Source organism: Corallococcus terminator (assembly GCF_049194865.1).
Taxonomy (GTDB): Bacteria; Myxococcota; Myxococcia; order Myxococcales; family Myxococcaceae; genus Myxococcus; species Myxococcus terminator_A.
Genome location: NZ_JBLZWL010000116.1, coordinates 191,286 through 207,737, shown reverse-complemented (window position 1 = coordinate 207,737; position 16,452 = coordinate 191,286). Strand labels below are relative to the sequence as shown.

16 protein-coding genes are annotated in these 16,452 nt (G+C 68.3%); 3 read left to right on the top strand and 13 right to left on the bottom strand.

The window, feature by feature from the left end; genetic code table 11:
* Position 1 precedes the first annotated feature (1 nt).
* Complete coding sequence (locus tag ACN469_RS35290; protein WP_498775329.1) at positions 2 to 2,332, bottom strand: arylsulfatase; 2,331 nt, start codon at positions 2,330 to 2,332, stop codon at positions 2 to 4.
* 161 nt (positions 2,333 to 2,493) lie between these two features.
* Between ACN469_RS35290 and ACN469_RS35285 the strand changes: the two genes are divergently transcribed.
* Positions 2,494 to 3,705, top strand: coding sequence for an SGNH/GDSL hydrolase family protein (locus tag ACN469_RS35285; protein WP_498775327.1), 1,212 nt, complete (start codon positions 2,494 to 2,496; stop codon positions 3,703 to 3,705).
* Here the strand turns inward: ACN469_RS35285 and ACN469_RS35280 are convergent, their stop codons facing one another.
* The 3 genes from ACN469_RS35280 to ACN469_RS35270 all read right to left on the bottom strand — a co-directional run bounded on the left by ACN469_RS35280 (position 3,706) and on the right by ACN469_RS35270 (position 6,477).
* Entirely contained in the window at positions 3,706 to 3,957 is a 252-nt protein-coding gene (locus ACN469_RS35280) for a DoxX family membrane protein (protein WP_498775325.1), read from the bottom strand.
* Between the two features lie 114 nt (positions 3,958 to 4,071).
* A complete protein-coding gene (locus ACN469_RS35275; protein ID WP_141640366.1) occupies positions 4,072 to 4,275 on the bottom strand; it encodes a cold-shock protein in 204 nt (67 codons plus the stop codon).
* Between the two features lie 360 nt (positions 4,276 to 4,635).
* Positions 4,636 to 6,477 carry a bifunctional metallophosphatase/5'-nucleotidase gene (locus tag ACN469_RS35270; protein WP_498775323.1) on the bottom strand — a complete coding sequence of 614 codons (1,842 nt, stop codon included), beginning with the start codon at positions 6,475 to 6,477 and terminating at the stop codon, positions 4,636 to 4,638.
* A gap of 229 nt (positions 6,478 to 6,706) precedes the next feature.
* On the opposite strand from ACN469_RS35270, the gene ACN469_RS35265 reads away from it, so the two are divergent.
* On the top strand, positions 6,707 to 7,318 hold the full coding sequence (locus ACN469_RS35265; protein WP_498775321.1) for a hypothetical protein: 612 nt from the start codon (positions 6,707 to 6,709) through the stop codon (positions 7,316 to 7,318).
* A gap of 14 nt (positions 7,319 to 7,332) precedes the next feature.
* Here ACN469_RS35265 and ACN469_RS35260 read toward each other — a convergent pair whose 3' ends face one another.
* From ACN469_RS35260 to ACN469_RS35225, 8 genes are all read right to left on the bottom strand, one after another.
* Positions 7,333 to 9,474, bottom strand: coding sequence for a M28 family peptidase (locus ACN469_RS35260; RefSeq protein WP_498775319.1), 2,142 nt, complete (start codon positions 9,472 to 9,474; stop codon positions 7,333 to 7,335).
* A 16-nt stretch (positions 9,475 to 9,490) separates the two neighbouring features.
* On the bottom strand, positions 9,491 to 9,871 hold the full coding sequence (locus ACN469_RS35255) for a GFA family protein (protein ID WP_498775317.1): 381 nt from the start codon (positions 9,869 to 9,871) through the stop codon (positions 9,491 to 9,493).
* A gap of 73 nt (positions 9,872 to 9,944) precedes the next feature.
* Complete coding sequence (locus ACN469_RS35250) at positions 9,945 to 10,778, bottom strand: hypothetical protein (RefSeq protein WP_498775316.1); 834 nt, start codon at positions 10,776 to 10,778, stop codon at positions 9,945 to 9,947.
* 218 nt (positions 10,779 to 10,996) lie between these two features.
* Positions 10,997 to 11,368, bottom strand: a complete 372-nt coding sequence (locus ACN469_RS35245; protein ID WP_498775315.1) for a hypothetical protein — start codon at positions 11,366 to 11,368, stop codon at positions 10,997 to 10,999.
* Positions 11,365 to 12,480: a fatty acid desaturase family protein gene (locus ACN469_RS35240; RefSeq protein WP_498775313.1), complete on the bottom strand. Its 1,116-nt coding sequence runs from the start codon at positions 12,478 to 12,480 to the stop codon at positions 11,365 to 11,367. The genes ACN469_RS35245 and ACN469_RS35240 overlap by 4 nt, the downstream gene beginning before the upstream one ends.
* Before the next feature lie 289 nt (positions 12,481 to 12,769).
* Positions 12,770 to 13,330: an SMI1/KNR4 family protein gene (locus ACN469_RS35235; RefSeq protein WP_498775311.1), complete on the bottom strand. Its 561-nt coding sequence runs from the start codon at positions 13,328 to 13,330 to the stop codon at positions 12,770 to 12,772.
* Positions 13,331 to 13,346: 16 nt separating this feature from the next.
* Positions 13,347 to 13,811 carry an SRPBCC family protein gene (locus tag ACN469_RS35230; protein WP_498775309.1) on the bottom strand — a complete coding sequence of 155 codons (465 nt, stop codon included), beginning with the start codon at positions 13,809 to 13,811 and terminating at the stop codon, positions 13,347 to 13,349.
* A complete protein-coding gene (locus tag ACN469_RS35225) occupies positions 13,808 to 14,176 on the bottom strand; it encodes an ArsR/SmtB family transcription factor (RefSeq protein ID WP_498775307.1) in 369 nt (122 codons plus the stop codon). Before ACN469_RS35225 ends, ACN469_RS35230 begins: the two co-directional genes overlap by 4 nt.
* A 136-nt stretch (positions 14,177 to 14,312) precedes the next feature.
* Here ACN469_RS35225 and ACN469_RS35220 point away from each other — a divergent pair, with 136 nt between their 5' ends.
* A complete protein-coding gene (locus tag ACN469_RS35220) occupies positions 14,313 to 15,293 on the top strand; it encodes a hypothetical protein (protein ID WP_498775305.1) in 981 nt (326 codons plus the stop codon).
* Positions 15,294 to 15,532: 239 nt separating this feature from the next.
* On the opposite strand, the gene ACN469_RS35215 is transcribed toward ACN469_RS35220, so the two are convergent.
* Complete coding sequence (locus ACN469_RS35215; RefSeq protein ID WP_498775303.1) at positions 15,533 to 16,375, bottom strand: dienelactone hydrolase family protein; 843 nt, start codon at positions 16,373 to 16,375, stop codon at positions 15,533 to 15,535.
* Positions 16,376 to 16,452 lie beyond the last annotated feature (77 nt).

Sequence of the window (16,452 nt, the reverse complement as noted above, 5' to 3'; positions counted from 1 at the left end):
CTCACTCCTGGGAGAACGCGAGCCGCAGCTCCCCCTCCGCGTCGCGTTCTCCCTTCACGTCCACCACGACCTTCTCCAGGCGTCCCGTGAAAGAGAACGGCACCTCGTACCGGGGGCTCACCGCCGTGCCCGTGTTGCGCCCGATGAGCAAGCCGTAGCCCGTCATGGCGCTGTACATCGCGCCTGTCTTGAGGCCCTTCAGCTCGCCCACCGGCTCATCGTCCACCAGCAGGAGCACATCGCCGGTGAAGAAGTCCGGCTTGAGGCTCTTGCCCGTCGGGGTGAACCGCGCGCTCAGCCGGTGCGGACCGGGAGCAACCACCCGGGCCGACGACACGAGGTACTCCTCCATCTTGAGGTAGTTGTGGACGTAGTGGAGCCGGCCTTCCTGGAGGAACAGGCTCCACCCACCGAACTCCCCGCCCGCACACGCCAGCACGCCTTCGGCGCCAGTGTCCGGGATGGAGGCGTGGGCGGTGATGGTGTGAGGCCTGCCCAGCAGCGCGGGCCCCGCCAGCGGGTGCAGGTTCGAGGTGCCCGAGTAGAACGTGTAGCGCTCCCGGGGCAGGGCCGCGACAGGGCGCCCCGGGTCCGCCGCGCGCTCATAGCGCCGGTCGTCGAGCGGCCTGACGTGGTACTTGCTGGCCTCGACCTCCCACATTGCAATCAATTGCCGGAGCTTCTCGGGGTGCTTCGCGGCCAGGTCCTCGTACTCCGTCGTGTCGACGTCGGTGTGATACAGCTCCCAGCGGTCCTCCGCCCAGGACGTGCCCTTCTTGTGCCAGGCCACGGCCGTCCAGCCGTCGGCCCAGAGGGCGCGACTGCCCAGCATCTCGTAGTACTGCACCTGCTTGCGAGTCTTCGCCTTGGCGTCCTCGAACGTGTAGGCGAAGCTCACCCCCTGCACGGGCATCTGCTTGACGCCATTGACAGACATGGGCTCCGGCAGACCGCTCACCTCGAGCAGCGTCGGCACGACATCGATGATGTGGTGATACTGATTGCGAATCGCCCCACCCTCCCGAATCCTCGCGGGCCAGGAGACGATGAGGGCATCCGTGTTGCCCCCCATGTGCGTGTCCTGCTTCCACTTCTTGAAGGGGGCGTTTCCGGCCAGGGACCAGCCCATGGGATACAGCGGGTCCGTCCGAGGACCGCCAATCTGGTCCAGGAGCAGGGACATCTCCTCGACGCTCTCGGGCGTGAAGTTGCGGAAGCGGTCGGTGTTGGTGACACCGTCCTGAAGTCCCTCTTGTGACGCCCCGTTGTCGGAGGCCACCAGGATGAGTGTGTTGTCACGCAGCGACAGCTCGTCGAGCGCCGCGAGCAGCCGACCGATGTGGTGGTCGGCATGGTCGAGCATCCCCGCGAAGGCCTCCTGCAGCCGGCAGTACACCGTCCGCTGCGCCTCGCTCAAGGCGGTCCATGCGGGGACGGAGGGGTCTCTCGGGGTCAGCTTCGCGCTCGCGGGGAGGATGCCCAGCGCCTTCTGCCGCGCGAGCACCTCCTCGCGGACCTTGTCCCAGCCCTGCGCGAACCGGCCGCGGTACTTGTCGATGAACTCCTTGGGCGCATGGAGCGGGGCGTGGCAGGCCCCGAGCGCGAGGTAGGTGAAGAAGGGACGGCCCGTGTTCGCCTGCTGCTGGTCCCGGAGGTAGGTGATGGTCCGGTCCACCAGGTCCTCGGTCAGGTGATATCCCGGGCGAGTGGGCGCATCGATGAACTGGTTGTCCTGCACCAGCAAGGGCGCCCACTGGTCCGTCTCGCCTCCGAGGAAGCCGTAGAACTTCTCGAAGCCCATGGCCACCGGCCAGCGGTCGAACGGCCCGGCGGCGGTGTACGCGGTGTACGGGGTGAGGTGCCATTTCCCCAGGGCCATCGTGTTGTAGCCATTCTGCTTCAGCACCTCCGCCACCGTGGCGGCGCTCTTCGGAATGGAGCCATAGCTGCCAGGAAACCCCGTGGCCGCCTCGGTGATGGCGGCGAGCCCCACGGAGTGGTGGTTGCGGCCGGTGAGCAATGCCGCGCGCGACGGAGAGCAGAGCGCCGTCGTGTGGAAGTTGTTGTACCGAAGCCCGGTGCTCGCGAGCTTGTCGAGGTTCGGCGTGTCGATGGGGCCGCCGTAACAACCGAGCTGACCGAAGCCCACGTCATCCAGGAGGATGATGAGCACGTTCGGCGCGCCCTCCGGCGCGGCCAGTGGCAGCGCGGGCGTCCAGTCAGGCACGGAGTCCTGGTAGGTCTCCCCCACCTTCCCACCGAAGGCGGGCTGCGTCGGCGGAGGCAGGAGCGTCCGGTCGGGATTGCGTGACTTGTGTTTCCTGGAAGTCATGAGAGGGCCCTCGCGAGACGTCGAAGCCGCTGCCACGGACGTCAGTCCCTGGAGGAGAGGCTGTGACCAGGGAGCAGGGGCGGCAACAAGCGTGCTCCACCGCGAGCCTGCTCGCCCCAGCCCGGCTTCCCTGCTCCGTGGTACGAATGGCGGGCATGTGGATGAGCCCGCCTGTCTCCCCTGGAAGCGCGGCCCGGCGGCCCCCTGGCCTGCTGGGCCTGGTCCTCGGCGTCGGCCTGACGGTGGCCGCCTGCGGGACGCCCACGCCCGTGCCCACCCCCTCCCTGACGTGGGTGAGCGTTCCGGCCACGGACGCCCGGGTGCACTACACCGGGCGGACGTACCGCTCCGCCACCGGCGTCGTCTTCTCCCATCCCGGGGTGACGGTTCGCGCGAGCTTCTGGGGAGACGCCCTGCGGATGCGATTGCACGACGCGGGCCTGGGCGGCGAGGTGGGGACCAACTACTTCGATGTCTCGATTGACGGCGCGGCGCCCCAGCCACTCGCCGTGTACCGGCACCAGCCCACGTATGTGCTCGCCACCGGCCTGCCCCTGGGGCCGCACACGGTGGAGCTCGTCAAGCGCACCGAGTCCTCGGTGGGCTCCAGCGAGCTGGTGGCGCTGGAGGTCCATGGCGAGTTGAGGGAGCCGCCCGCGCGCACGAAGCCGTTGATGGAGTTCATCGGAGACTCCATCACCTGTGGCTACGGCAGCGAGGTCTCCGTCATCCCCCAGACACCGCCCTGGAGTGCGCCGACCTTCACCTCCGCGAACCAGAATCCCCGACGAAGCTATGGCTGGCTCACGGCCATGGCGCTGGACGCGGAGCCCATCCTCGTCTGCTATTCGGGCCGAGGCGTCTATCGCAACCTGGATGCATCCACCGCTGGATTGATTCCGGCCCTCTACGAGCTGGCCGTCCCGGACCATGCCGTGCCCTGGGACTTCTCCCGCGAGTCGCCCGACGTGATTGTCGTCAACGCCGGCACCAACGACACGTTCGCCGGCTACGGCACGCCTCGGTACCTTCCGGACGAAGCCGCGTTCAAGTCGGCGTACCGCGCGTTCCTCCAGCGCCTCCGGACGCTGCACCCCCAAGCCCACATCATCTGCACGCTGGGCAGCATGACGGACGGCCACAAGGAAGCCGAAGGGACGGGCGAGCCGTCATCGGTCCATGTCGGGCAATGGCTCACCGAGCTCGTCACCGAGCGACAGCGGCAGGGCGATGTCCGGGTGTATCGCCATGAGATGGCCGAGCAGGCGCCCGAGCTCGACGGGGTCGGCGAGGACTGGCACCCATCCGCCGCCACGCACCTCAAGATGGCGGAGGAGCTGCGCCAGTTCATCGAGGCAGTCGTGCGACCTTAGTCACCGGCCCCGGGCCGCCAGTGCCTGGAAGGTTCCCGGCGTGGAGGTCCTGGCCCCCATCCAGTTGAACGGGTCCTGAATCTTCGACCAGCCGTGCTCCATGAAGGCGACGCCGACGACGAGGCGGAGCAGCAGCAGCCCCAGGCTGGCCCGCGTCGACGGGGGCGGAGGAGGAAACAGGCTGGCGAGCTTACTGGCGGTCCCTAGCGAGGGACCCGGCACCGGGGCCGGAGCCAGGCGGGCTTCCTCCACCTCGCGGGGGAGCTCCTGCCAGCCAGGGCACGGACCCTGAAAATGCAGAAGGCCCGACCCTTGATGGATCGGACCTTCTGGGTGAATCACGAAGTCGTCAGGATGACGATGGGCTTAGATCGGGCGAACGTTCTGAGCCTGCAGGCCCTTGGGGCCCCGGGCGACATCGAACTCCACCTTCTGGCCTTCGGCCAGGGAGCGGAAGCCGTCCGCCTGGATGGACGTGTGGTGGCAGAACAGGTCCTCGCCCCCGCCGTCCTGGGTGATGAAGCCGAAGCCCTTCGCATCGTTGAACCACTTCACGGTACCGGTTGCCATTGCCTTGTTCTTCTTTCATCGCGGACAGGGAGAGTCGCCGTCCGGCCCCACAGAGTATCAACCCTACAAGACGGCACAGCCTAAGCATCCGGCTTGGAAGATGTCCACCCCCACGCACGAGATCCGTCGCACTTTGCGCCCCGAACCCGCCAGGACCGTATGACGCCGTAGGACAATGATTCCAGTATCAACGGGGCTTTCTATTCCCTACGGTCCGATAGCACCGCCAGCCAGGGATTACTCGTACGCGCAGCGTGTTTTCGCGGCGCGGGAGGTCGGCTGCCCTGGAACCCACTGAGGGAGCGAGCGTGCAGGGCCGCCAGCGCCCGCCCCCGGTGGCCCGGCGTGAAGTCCCGGCCTTCAGTTCACGGGTGCACACTTCGCGGCGCCGAGCGAGGCCGCGTAGTACGGGGTGTAGAGGTCCGGGACGAGCGAGAAGTTGCAGGTGTTCACCGCCCCCGGCGCCAGGCCCTGGTGGGACTGGAGGTAGCGAGCGACGTAGTCGCGCACGCCGTCCGCGGAGGTCCACAGCACGCGGCCCTCCTTGAACATGGAGTACCCGCCTCCGCCACCGGCCCGGTAGTTGTTGATGGCGACGATGAAGACCTGGTCGTCGGTGACCTCCGCGCCCTGGAAGCGCAGGTGCGTGAGCCGGGAGCCGGCGGGCTTCGTGAGGTCGTAGCCGTAGTCGATGCGCGAGTAGAGGTCCCAGTTGTAGTCGGCGACCACGGGCGAGGTGGCCTTGGCGCCCTCGGGCCTGGCGGGCAGGTTGTTCGCATCCAGCGTGGCGAAGTAGAGGGTGTTCAGCTCCAGCGCGCGCCGGAGGATGGAGCCGTTGATCTCCATCACGTACAGCGTGTTGTCGTAGATGTAGATGCTGTAGGCGTCGCGCAGGGTGACGTCACCGGCCGGCAGCGCGCCATCGTTGGTGAAGAGCGCGGCCAGGGACAGGTCCACGTTGAAGCCGGCCTCGCGCGCGGCCTCCTCCTGGACGGTGTTGATGAGGTCCCCCAGCGGGCTGTCCACGTAGCGCCCGGCGAAGCCGCCTGGGAAGGCCGCGGTGGTGGTGCCGATCTTCTGGTTCACATAGGCGACCGTGGTGTCGTGGTAGCGCTGGGTCGCCTGCGTGACGGCGGCATCCGCCGCCACCTGGTCGTCCACGACGTGGAGCCGGGCGTCGTGGGCGTCCACTACCCACCGCTCTCCGTTCCAGGCGACCTGGAGTTGGACGTCCGCCAGGTGACTGCCCCAGCGGTTGGGCTGGGTGAGGAGGACCTCGCGGCCCGCGGGGTTCTTGAGCAGCATCTTCGGGATGGGCTGGTGGGTGTGTCCGGTGAGGAGCACGTCCACGTCGGCCACGCCCTGGGCAATCTGCACGGCCTCGTTCTCGTGCGGCAGGTTGCCCCGGTCCGCCCACTTCGAGTCATCCGCGTAGTCGGCGAGCCACGAGTCGGGGTTGCTCGCGCTGCCGACGGGCTGCCGGTCCGGGCCGCCGTGGATGGCCACCACCACCACATCCGCGCCGGCCGCCTTCATCTTCGGCACATAGGCCTTCGCCGTCTCCAGCGGGTTGTCGAAGCGCAGGCCGGGGATGTTCTCCGCGCGCTCCCACGTCGCCACGCCGGGCGTCACCAGGCCGAGGATGCCGACCGTCACGTCGCACACCTTGGTGAGCACGTACGGCGTGAAGGCCTCGGAGCCATCCACGCTGTTGCGCACGTTGGCGCCGAGCAGGGGGAAGTTGACCTCGCTCTTGAACTTGTTGAGCACGTCGAGGCCGTAGTTGAACTCGTGGTTGCCCACGGCCATGGCCGCATAGCCCAGCTCGCTCATCGCGGCGGCCATGGGGTGCCGGGGCGTGTTGTCCACGAGGGCATAGTAGGTGCCGAGCGGCGTGCCCTGGATGGTGTCGCCGGTGTCGACGAGCAGCGTGCAGTCCGGGTTCTTCTCCCGCGCCTGCTTGATGAGCGTGGCCACCTTGGCGACGCCGCGCTTCGCGTCGGGCTTCCCGGTGAAGTAGTCCCACGGGAAGATGTTGGTGTGCAGGTCGCTCGTCTGCAGCAGCGTCAGCGTGCGCGGCGAGGTGTCTCGCGGAGTGGGGGGCGGGCTGTCGTTGGAATCACACGCGGTCAGCAGCGAGCAGGCACCCACGAGACAACAGGAGGCGGTGCGCAGCGCGCGCCGCAGGACAGTCAAACGCATCAGGAGACCTCTACTGAAGGGTAAAAGCCGGGGCGAAACACCCAGCGCGAGCGACCCTAGCGGCTCCCTCTGACGTCTCCCACCCATCTGTCAGGCTGCAAGGAATTCGACTCCAGCACGACGCGAAGTTTCCGACACTGCACTCGCGCGAGCAGCATTGCCGGACGAAGCTCCTTGGGTATCCCGTCGTGGTTGGTTTCCATCCAGGTCGCGCGTAGCTTCCGCGCGAATGAAACACGTCCCCGCGATTATCGAAGCGCTGCGCCAGGCGAAGTCCGTGAAGGTGAAGACCGGGGCTCCGGTCGAGCCTGAGTCGCTGGTGGAGACAGTCACGCCTCACTTCGGCGCCATTGAATGGGCCCCTCCTCCCAGCTATCGCGAAGCCCTGAGCGCGGGCTTGCGCGCGGCCACGCGGCACGTCGCGGCGGCGGGACGGGAGCTGGGGTTCAGCCTCTATGACGCGGACGCGCTCGGCGGAGCGAACGAGGACCTGGTCCACCTGCCAGAGGGAGTGACCATCGACGAGGGCGTCGACCTCTCCACCAACCATCTGGTCGGCTTCGCGGAGGCGGATGGCGAGGCCGTGTGGTGCTTCGACGTGAGCGCGCCCGGCGCGAATGGCGAGTACCCCATCTACTACCACCATCAGGACCAGCCTCGCGCCAAGGTGCTCGCGACCGGGGCCTGGCTGAATCCGGCGGATGCGAAGCCGGACTTCGAGTCCTTCACGCAGTGGCTCGAGACGATGGCCGCCGCGCTCATCGCCGAGCCCCCGCCCAAGTGGCTCCAGGAGGTTGGCATGCCGGGGATGACCTTCACCAGCAAGCGCCTCTCCCTGTAGGCCGCCCCGAAGGCTCAGCGGGCGCTCGTCATGATGCCGCCCCGCTCCAGCAGCCCGAAGAGGTCCAGCAGGGCCTCCACGGGGAAGACGTGGCCGTACTCGGCATAGGCCGCGTCGCGGATGTCCGCCACGGAGCGCCTGCCATCGGCGTAGCTCGCGAGTGCATCCGGCAGTTGGTAGAAGCGCAGCTCGCCCTCGCCGCGCTCTCGCATGGCGGAGGTCGCCTCGCGCAGCGCGGCCTGCACGGTGGCCACGCGAGGCTGGTCCTCGGGGGCTGCCTGTCCCACCAGCTCGTCGAAGGACGCCAGCTCCTGTCCCTTCACGCGGCGAGGGACGAAGGCGCGGGCACGGCGCTCCGCCTCGGTGGGCGCGGGCTCTTTCAGGGACACTCCGCGCGCCTTGCCGTCCGCGTCGAGTCGCTCCATGGCCTGGGCCTCCGCCGTCTCCAGCGCCTGGGTCATGGCCTTCACGGCCTTGGCCGGCGCGCCCAGCGGCACACAGGAGCGGAGGGCGTCGCGCTCTCGCTGGTAGGCGGCGCGCACCACTGCGCGGGCCAGCCGGTGCGTGGAGGAGACACCGGTGGCGGGAGCCGCCGCCATATCCCTCCGGGCCCTGAACTCGTCCTCCGCCACGCGCCGCACGCCGTGCACCGCCACCAGTCGCGCCAGGTCCAGGGCACCCGGCCCTTCCGCCCAGGCCGCGACGGTGATGGAGGCCAGTCCCGCGAAGGCGGCGCGGTGGAGCTGCGTGGGGTCCACGAGCTCCGGCCGGTCCGCGCTGGTGTGGTAGCTGTCGTCGGGCCAGGTGGAGAAGGCCACGCCCGGGATGCCGTGGTCGTTGAAGAGCTGGTGGTCCGAGCCCCGGCTGTACCGGTCCAGGTGCGCATCCAATGGGTCCCTCGAGCCGGTGACCGAGCCGATGCGGAAGTCCTTCCGGGGCGGATACGTCACCCCGTTGAAGCGGTTCATGAAGGCCACGGTGGACTCCGACACGGCGTTCACGAAGCTGCCATTCCAGTCCGGCGTATAGGACACCAGGAAGCGCGAGTGGGCGCGCGACAGGCTCGCGCCGAGCATGTCGAAGTTGAAGTGGGCCACCCGCCGAACGGGGTCGGCGCCGTGGAGGGAGAACCACTCCCGGGTGCCCTCGAACTCCGGCAGCCACAGCACGCGCACGGTGCGCACGGGAGGAGGCAGCACGCCCTGGCGGATGAGCGTGGTGTACGTGCGCACCAGCTCCAGCAACGTGGCCGCGCCGGAGGCGTTGTCATCCGCGCCGGGCTTGTAGTGGTCCAGGTGCGCGGTGAGGACGACCTCCTCGCCCGCGCGCGTGCCGGGGATGACTCCACTGACGATACTGTAGTGCCCCGGGTACAGCTCGGTGGCGACGTTCACGTCCACCTTCACCGGGCCCGTCAGCAGCTGGGCGCGCAGCTCGCGGCCCTGACGGTCCGAGACCATGAACAAGAACGGCGCCGGCCGGCCCTCGGGCACCAGCCCCGGCGGGACGATGGCCCAGCCCACCTGGTCCGGAAAGTCTCCGTCCAGGCGGTGGGGCATGTTCCAGGGCGGCGTCGAGTAGGAGGAGACGACCCCCACCGCGCCGAGCTTCGCCACCGCCCTGCGCAGGGTGGCGGTGGGATGGCCGCGCGTGAGCGCCACCTTGCCCTTCAGGTCCTTGCCCGCGTACTCCGCATCCTGGGTGCCGGTGCCCACGTCGACCAGCTCCAGGTCGGCGCCCTCGAAGCTGCCGCTCTTCACCGCGAGCGACATGGGCAGGTCCGCATGGGAGGTGACCCTGTAGCGGTGAGGACCGGCCACCCACAGCTCGCCCCGGGTGACGCGCCACTGGGGGCCTTCCTTCATCGGCTCCAGGCGCACGTCCTTCAGCCCCACGGCTTCGGCGGCGGCCTTCGTCCACACGGCGGCCTCGGTGTAGCCCCCCAGGTTGTCGCGAGCGAGCAGGGCCAGCCGCTGCACCCCATCGTGGATGCGGTCACCGGAGCTCTCGTGAATGAGGGCGCGCACCACGTCGTCGCGCAGCACCAGCCCGGTGGTGGGCGACACGGGCCCCACCGGAGACGAGGGCACCTGGGCGGCGGCGCTGAGCGTGGCGAGGACGACGAGAGCGGCGAAGGGGTGCGGGAAGAGGCGCATGGGGGGCTCGAGGGCCCTATCGCGCGTTCTGGGGCAGCCCGTCCACCAGCTCGTAGTAGTCACCCTTGCTGGCCACGAAGATGTGCTTGGCGAGCCGGGTGTCGGTGGGCGCGTCGAAGGCACCCATCGCGATGCCCATGAAGTCCCTGTGGATGGGGTCCCAGAAGAGCACCGACCCGCAGGTGGAGCAGAACCCCCGCCGCACCTTCTCGGAGGAGCGGAACCAGGTGACCTTGTCGGCGCCGTGGAGGGTCACCGCGGCGCGGGGGACGTCGGTGGACGCCCAGAAGTGCCCTGATTGCTTGCGGCATTGGGTGCAATGACAGGCATCGGGTGGCGGCAGGTCGCCCGTCACCTCGAACCGGATGGCGCCGCAAAGGCAGGATCCTCTGTGCATGACGTGCCCCTTTCGTCGGCGTCGTCATGGCGAGCCGAGCTTCGCCCGAGGATAGGCGAAGCTCCGCCGGGACTCACCCCGGTCTTGCATCGATGTAGAAGGTGGACAGGACCTTCCCGCGCGCATCGAGGGCGGTGACCACGAAGCGGCCCGCCCCTTCCGCGACGCACGTCAGGTCCACGGGCTCTCCCGGCCGCGACGCGGACCTGCAGGTGAGCAAGCACCGGGTGATTTGATACGCCTCGAAGCCAGGGAAGTGGCACGGCAACGTGCACGCGTGTCCGCCCAGGATGGACACGGGACACAGGGCCCGCAGGGGGAAGTGGCCCGCGAAGTCCTCGTGGCGCAGCTCGCCCAGGGTGGCGCGCAGGGCCTCCCCGGGCCGAACCCACTCCATCCGCATCGGCGACACAGGGCGCTCGTACGGACTGGGCCGCCCGGAAGTCCACGCGGCCATCGGGGTGTCATCCGCGCCCTTGACCGACACGAACTGCTGCTCATCAAAGGCCACGTAGTCCGCCTCCGCGTCCACGTACCGCTCGCCGCCGCTCGTGAAGCCCGTCATGGCCGCCGTGTAGACGGGAAACCGCTGTGACGAGTCCATCCGGACCAACCGCCCCTCACAATGGAAGACGTCCGCATGGGAGGCCTGGACCGGGAGCACCCGCACCTCCGCCCGGGTGGCCAGATAGTAGTGCTTGACCTTGCGAGGATTGGCCGCGGCGCACACCAGCGTGCCATGGATGCCCATGGAGCGCAGCGCCTCGGAACAGCTCATCAACGTCGTCTCGGCGTAACGCTCCTGCTCCGGCTTGAACCTGGCGTGGACGACGCCATTGTCGGCGACCACGTCGTACGCCCGCACATACGGCGCGGCCTCACCAATGAGCTCCAGAAGATTCTGCATGGACATCCCCTCCTTCGCGATGGGATGCCAAACATCACCACGCAGCTTCCTGATGGCAATCACAATGCAAACAACGCCAGGAAGAGAGGGGTCCCCAACAATCCAAGACAGGTTGCGGGTCACGACCTCAGCCCGCAAGACGCGCCCGCATGGGCTGGCGCGACTCCTTCATCCACCCCGCATGCAGGGGGCCTCTGGTTGACGGCCCCCCGCCCCGCCTACCAGTAGCGACGGGGTGGAGCGGCCTTCGGCGGAGGTGCGGGCAGCGGCTCCAGCATGCCGCACTTCAACAGCCGGTCGACGGCCTCCTTCACGACCTTCGCGGAGATGTCACAGCCCTCCAGGCTCTGCGTCGCCTCGGAGACGGTCCTCCCGCCGGCCTCGAACTCCACCAGAAAGAGCCCGTCCTCCGCGGCGAGCCCGAGCGACGCACCCCAGGTGGCGCGGGCCGCGTCGAACTGGGCTCGGCCACTGCCGGACTTCGCCGCTTCAATCATGACGGTATACGCCGCCACGGCTTCCGTGCCCTTGGGTGAAAGCCTGAACTTCTGCGCCCGCCCGTACCGCACCTTCTCTGTCTCGTCATTCATACCGCGCCCTCGATGGCAACAGGCTGCCCCATCCGCTTGAGCCACCGCACGTGGCTCTTCAATGCCGCACCGACGCTCTCGTTCGCACGGTAGCGGATGCCGTGCTCCCGGCATGTCTCCTCGACGATGCGAGAGAGCGCCGGGTAGTGCAGGTGACACACCCTGGGGAAGAGGTGGTGCTCCACCTGAAAGTTCAGCCCTCCCAGATACCAGCTCACCAGCGGGTTGCCCCGCGCGAAGTCCACCGTCGACGAGACCTGGTGCGTGGCCCAGTCGCGAGGAAAGGTGGCCCCGCCCTCCGGCGGCAGGGAGAAGTCCGCTTCCTCCACGCAGTGGGCCATCTGGAACACCGTGGCCAGCGTCAGCCCGAGCACGAACGAGGTGAACACATGGCACAGCGCGACCTGCCAGAGCGGGTGGAAGAAGCTCGGCACCACGAGGGACCAGCCATAGAACAGGAGCTTGCCACCCACGGCGCCCGCCAGCTTCCGCCGGTTGGGGCGCGGCATCTTCTGCCGCCCCACGCGCCCGTTGAACAAGTCCTTGAGGTCGTCCACGAAGTGCCACTTGAGGGTCAGCAGCCCGTAGAGCAGCCAGATATAGGTGTACTGGAAGCGATGCCCCGCCCTCAGCTTCTGCCCCGGCGCCAACCGGCAGAACGGCTGGATGTCGATGTCCTCGTCCAGGCCGACCACGTTCGTATGGCTGTGATGAAAGATGTTGTGCTTCCAGCCCCACACGTAGGAGGAGCCGCCGATGGCGTCGAGCGTTCCGCCCAGAAACTGATTGATGCCGCGATGCGCGGAATAACTTCCGTGGTTGGCGTCATGCTGGACGCTGAACCCCACGCCCGCGATGGCCAGCCCCAGCGACAGGCACCCGGCGACCACGCCCCAGGGGCCCGTGGCACCGAAGACGAGCCACGCGTAGGAGGCCGCGAACCACGCCAGGATGACCACCGTCTTCGCGTACATCCAGGGCAGGTCACGGGGCGAACGCCCGCTTGCTCCCAGGTAGAGCTCCACCCGCGCCTGTAAGTCCTGGAGAAAGGGCCCCGACTCGAGAAACTTCGCCTTCGTCGCGTGCGACAACGTCCACCCGCCCTTCACCACGCCGCCAGGGGCACCATCGGTGGAGTCTGGAGTCGCGCTGGGAGGAGCCCGCCGCGGCCATCGCCTGCCTGGTACCGAAGGTCCATGTAACACATCGACCCCACGAACTGTTCCGGCCTCGCACCCCCCACGAAGCACGCAGGCCCGCCGCCCCAGCGCCAGGGCCCGCCGCAGAACAGAAACGCCCCCTCGATTCCCCAGCGAAGCCTTGAAGCCAACGTCGCGCCCCCAGTGGGCCTCTGTGGGCTGCCACCTTCCCCTGCATCTCCGCGCCGGGGCGCCCTGCCCTTCAGCCGCGCTCGACGTAGTCCGCCAGGTTGGCCAGCGACGACCGCCCCCGCGAAGGGGGCCGTCGTGGCGTCTGGAGCTCCTCCCTCAGGCGGACCAGACGCTCGCCGAACCACTGTCGGAAATCAGAGGACGGGTGGTACAGCGCCTCCGGCTCGTCATGGTGGCGCAGGAACACGGGCGCGTCTCCAGCGGCGTCTCGCCGTGAGCAGAGCGCGAAGACCGCCTCTCCGCCCTGCTCTTCACACACGTGCAACAGGTGTCTCGGGGCCTTCGGGTCCAAGGTGATGCCCTCCCGCGCAGTGGCTTGGAGGAAGCGCTCGGCGCTCAAGGCGACGTCGGCTTCGAGAGAGGCGCTCGCCGCGACCAACCACCCGACGGAGGTGGTGGCGTCGTGCCACGGGTTCAGGAAGGAGACAGCGCCCACTTCGAGCAGGAACGCCGCGAACGACGGGGGGAGTGAGAACCCCAGCGCGCGCTCGGTGGCCTCCAGCTCCGCGAGGGTCGCCCGCGCGCCCTCGATGACCACCGCCTGGGTCCGCGCACCCGACAGCCGCGCCACGAGCTCCGGCGCGCCTCTACTCGGGATGCGCGTCGAGCTCCCTGGCCAGACTCTCGAGCAGCTCGCGAGTGCCCTCCCGGCGCCCTTCCGAGCCGTCGTTGCCATCGACGAAGGCCGTGTGCTCGGTGAGGCGCAGCAACGTCCCCGCGGGCACCGGGATGAACTCCATCGAGCCCAGGGACGACGACATGGGCGCGCCACCGAGCGTCATGGAGTAGGCGAAGACCAGGCGCGTGTTCTCGACGATGTCCAGGTAGACACAGTCGTTGGTCATCTCCGGGCCGTCACCGAAGCGAAAGCGCGTGCGCTCGAAGCCGCCCACCTTGAAGTCGAGCGAGTAGCTGTCGACGATGAACCCCTCGCCCTCCGCGAACCAGCGGCGCTTCTTGCGCGGGTCCGACATGGCCAGGAAGACCCGCGCCGGCGACGTGGGATAGGTGCGCTCGAGGGTGAAGCTCTTGTGGATGACGGGCGGGGTCATGACTTTTTTCTCCGAGGTGACTTCGGCGGGGGGGCGGGTTCTTCGTCCGGCTCCATGAGCAGCGAGCCGAGCCGGTCCAGACGACGCTCCCAGCGCGAGCGGTGACTCGCGAACCACTGCTCGGCGGCGGCCAGTACGTCCGGCGCCAGCTCCACCGTGCGCACCCGCCCCACCTTCGTGGTGCGAACGAGCCCGCTCGATTCGAGCAGATTGACATGCTGGCCGATGGCCGACAGCGACACCGGAAACGGCGCGGCCAGGTCACTGACCGACACCGGGCCAGCGGCGAGACGTTCGACCATCGCCCGCCGCGTCGGGTCCGCCAGCGCGTGAAAGACCTGGTCCAGGGAGGAATGCTGAAGCATCTACTTCAGTATTGGCAGGCCATTCCACAATGGTCAAGCAGTCGCTTCAGTGTATGGTTCAGACCTGAGCGCGGCTTCCGCGTCGCCCATGTTATAAGGCAGCCTCGCGGTACCCACCCGAGAGGTGAAACCACGAATGTCGGAGCGGCATATTGACGAGATGCCGGAGGACACGGCCTCGGCGGTGACGGTGACAGACGCGGCGCTGCTGCGAATGGCTACCGCCGATCCCCACTGGCGCTGCGCCTACTGCGAGAGCGACCAGCGCGCCCTGGACGGCGGCTGCAAGAACTGCGGCGCCTCGCCCCCTCCGAGCCCCGCCACACAAGACGCGCCCCCGGCTCCGACAGCGAAGAAGAAGTCCCGGCTCGGTTGCATCCTCCTGACCCCCATCGTGGTGTTCTTCGTGTGCTGCTGCCCCATGTGGAGGATGGGCACCGGGCCGGAGACGTCGGGGCCCATCGATAGGGGGCTCAAGCGAGTCCCCGAGTGGACAAGGCGCCTCCAGGTCAAGGAGGTCGCCTGGGAGCACACCGTGACGGTGGAGCGTCGCCACCAGGTGGACCACGAGGGCTTCACCGAGGATCGCCCCTCGGACGCCCTCCAGGTGAAGTCCCTGGGACAGCGCCATCACCACGACGAGCGGGTGCGCGCTGGCTACGAGACCGTCTACTACACGGAGCGCAAGCAGTCCGGTTACACCACGGAGACCGACCGAGACAAGGAGCCGAAGTACGTCGACGAGCGGCGCTCGCGCAAGGAGCCGCGCTATCGGAGCGTGCCCCGTGAGGCAGCGTGGTTCTCGTGGAAGGAGTGGGAGTGGAGAGAGGACCGGAGCGTGAAGGCGAACGGGAAGACGCTCGAGACGCGCTGGCCGTCCGCTGAGGAACTGCGTCCGCCCAAGCCCCTGCCCCGGGGTGGACAGGAGCGGAACTCGCGCAGCACGAGCTACACGGTGGTCCTCCAGGGCGAAGAACAGGCTCCCGTCACGTACTCGCCGAAGACGCTGGAGGAGTTCCAGCGCTTCGCCATCGGCAGCACGCACACGCTCCAGCAGGAGCAGGGCGTGGTCTCGGTCGTCGCCGAAAAACCACCACCACCTGCTCCGGCGAAGTGAGGTGAGCGAGGTCGCCCGAAGGTTTCCGGGGAGACTCGCTGTAGCGCGAGCGGAGACCGCTCCCGCCAGCGCACGGGCTGGCGGCTCCGCTCGCACCAGTCCGCCTGGTGATTCAACAAACCCGCTCATCCTGGCGGCGTGGAATGAGCACTCCCGCCTCGTGAAGGACTGGCACCCGAGGAGCACGCGGGCTTCGCTCCTCGCACGGGTGGCGTGCGCCTCGCGATGACGTGCGCTTGCTACGCCAGGAGCCGTCGTCGGAGGAACGCCAGGATTTCGTCTCTCACCGCGGCGGTGGGCGCGTGCTCCTCGTCGACGAAGTGGACGGTCAGCACGCTGTGCGGTGTTGGGATGAACCGGAAGAAGTCGTCGGGACGCTCGGACTTCGGTCCCGCGGCGCTGTCTGGGAGCACTCTCGCCTGGAAACGTTCTCCGAGCGCGCGCTGATAGGCGGCGAAGCGCTCCGCGCGACAGAAGGAATCGCCCTGGAAGCGATAGGCCAGGACAGTCAGGTCTTCGTCCACCAGCCGTTGCCGCACGCGCTCCAGTTCCTCCGGAGCGATGTTCACGCCCCCAGGCTCGTCGAGCGGCAGTGACGGCTGTGACAGCACCGGAGCCAACACCGCCTTCTCCAGCATCATCGACAGCGCGAAGTTGCCCGTGAAGCACATCCCCACCGCGCCCACTCCCGGGCCTCCGCACTCCACATGCGCCTGGGCGGCCAGCGCCCTCAACCACACCGTGATGGGACTGGACTGGTTCGCTCCGAGCGCCCGGAACTCCTTGCTGATGCACGCGCGCTCGAAGATGGCCTTCCCCTCCTTCGCGGTGGGCACTCCGCCGTCACGACCGAACAGGCTCGGCATCCACACGGTGAAGCCGGCGTCCCGCACCCAGCGGGCGAAGCGGGCGACTCGCGGACTGATTCCTGGCATCTCCGCCATCACGATGACCGCCGGGCCCTCCCCTGCCGTGTAGACCTTCCGCGTCTCCTCGCGCAGGGTGACTTCGCGGGGCTGAAAGTCCTCCAGGGCATCGTCCTCTTCGAGATTGCGCGCGGCCGGCACGGCTCGGGTCGTCATGGGCGTTCCCATCCTTTCGCCAGCAAGAGACCACCGGGCCACCCGAGGCCGCCAGTGTCGGAAATGACGTTTTTCAG

Excerpts from the sequence above, each read along its gene's own strand:
- ACN469_RS35260 (WP_498775319.1), bottom strand. The coding sequence starts at position 9,474 with ATGCGCCTCTTCCCGCACCCCTTCGCCGCTCTCGTCGTCCTCGCCACG.
- ACN469_RS35265 (WP_498775321.1), top strand. The coding sequence starts at position 6,707 with ATGAAACACGTCCCCGCGATTATCGAAGCGCTGCGCCAGGCGAAGTCC.
- ACN469_RS35245 (WP_498775315.1), bottom strand. The coding sequence starts at position 11,368 with ATGAATGACGAGACAGAGAAGGTGCGGTACGGGCGGGCGCAGAAGTTC.
- ACN469_RS35275 (WP_141640366.1), bottom strand. The coding sequence starts at position 4,275 with ATGGCAACCGGTACCGTGAAGTGGTTCAACGATGCGAAGGGCTTCGGC.
- ACN469_RS35250 (WP_498775316.1), bottom strand. The coding sequence starts at position 10,778 with ATGCAGAATCTTCTGGAGCTCATTGGTGAGGCCGCGCCGTATGTGCGG.
- ACN469_RS35225 (WP_498775307.1), bottom strand. The coding sequence starts at position 14,176 with ATGCTTCAGCATTCCTCCCTGGACCAGGTCTTTCACGCGCTGGCGGAC.
- ACN469_RS35290 (WP_498775329.1), bottom strand. The coding sequence starts at position 2,332 with ATGACTTCCAGGAAACACAAGTCACGCAATCCCGACCGGACGCTCCTG.
- ACN469_RS35285 (WP_498775327.1), top strand. The coding sequence starts at position 2,494 with ATGAGCCCGCCTGTCTCCCCTGGAAGCGCGGCCCGGCGGCCCCCTGGC.
- ACN469_RS35270 (WP_498775323.1), bottom strand. The coding sequence starts at position 6,477 with ATGCGTTTGACTGTCCTGCGGCGCGCGCTGCGCACCGCCTCCTGTTGT.
- ACN469_RS35220 (WP_498775305.1), top strand. The coding sequence starts at position 14,313 with ATGTCGGAGCGGCATATTGACGAGATGCCGGAGGACACGGCCTCGGCG.
- ACN469_RS35230 (WP_498775309.1), bottom strand. The coding sequence starts at position 13,811 with ATGACCCCGCCCGTCATCCACAAGAGCTTCACCCTCGAGCGCACCTAT.
- ACN469_RS35255 (WP_498775317.1), bottom strand. The coding sequence starts at position 9,871 with ATGCACAGAGGATCCTGCCTTTGCGGCGCCATCCGGTTCGAGGTGACG.
- ACN469_RS35215 (WP_498775303.1), bottom strand. The coding sequence starts at position 16,375 with ATGACGACCCGAGCCGTGCCGGCCGCGCGCAATCTCGAAGAGGACGAT.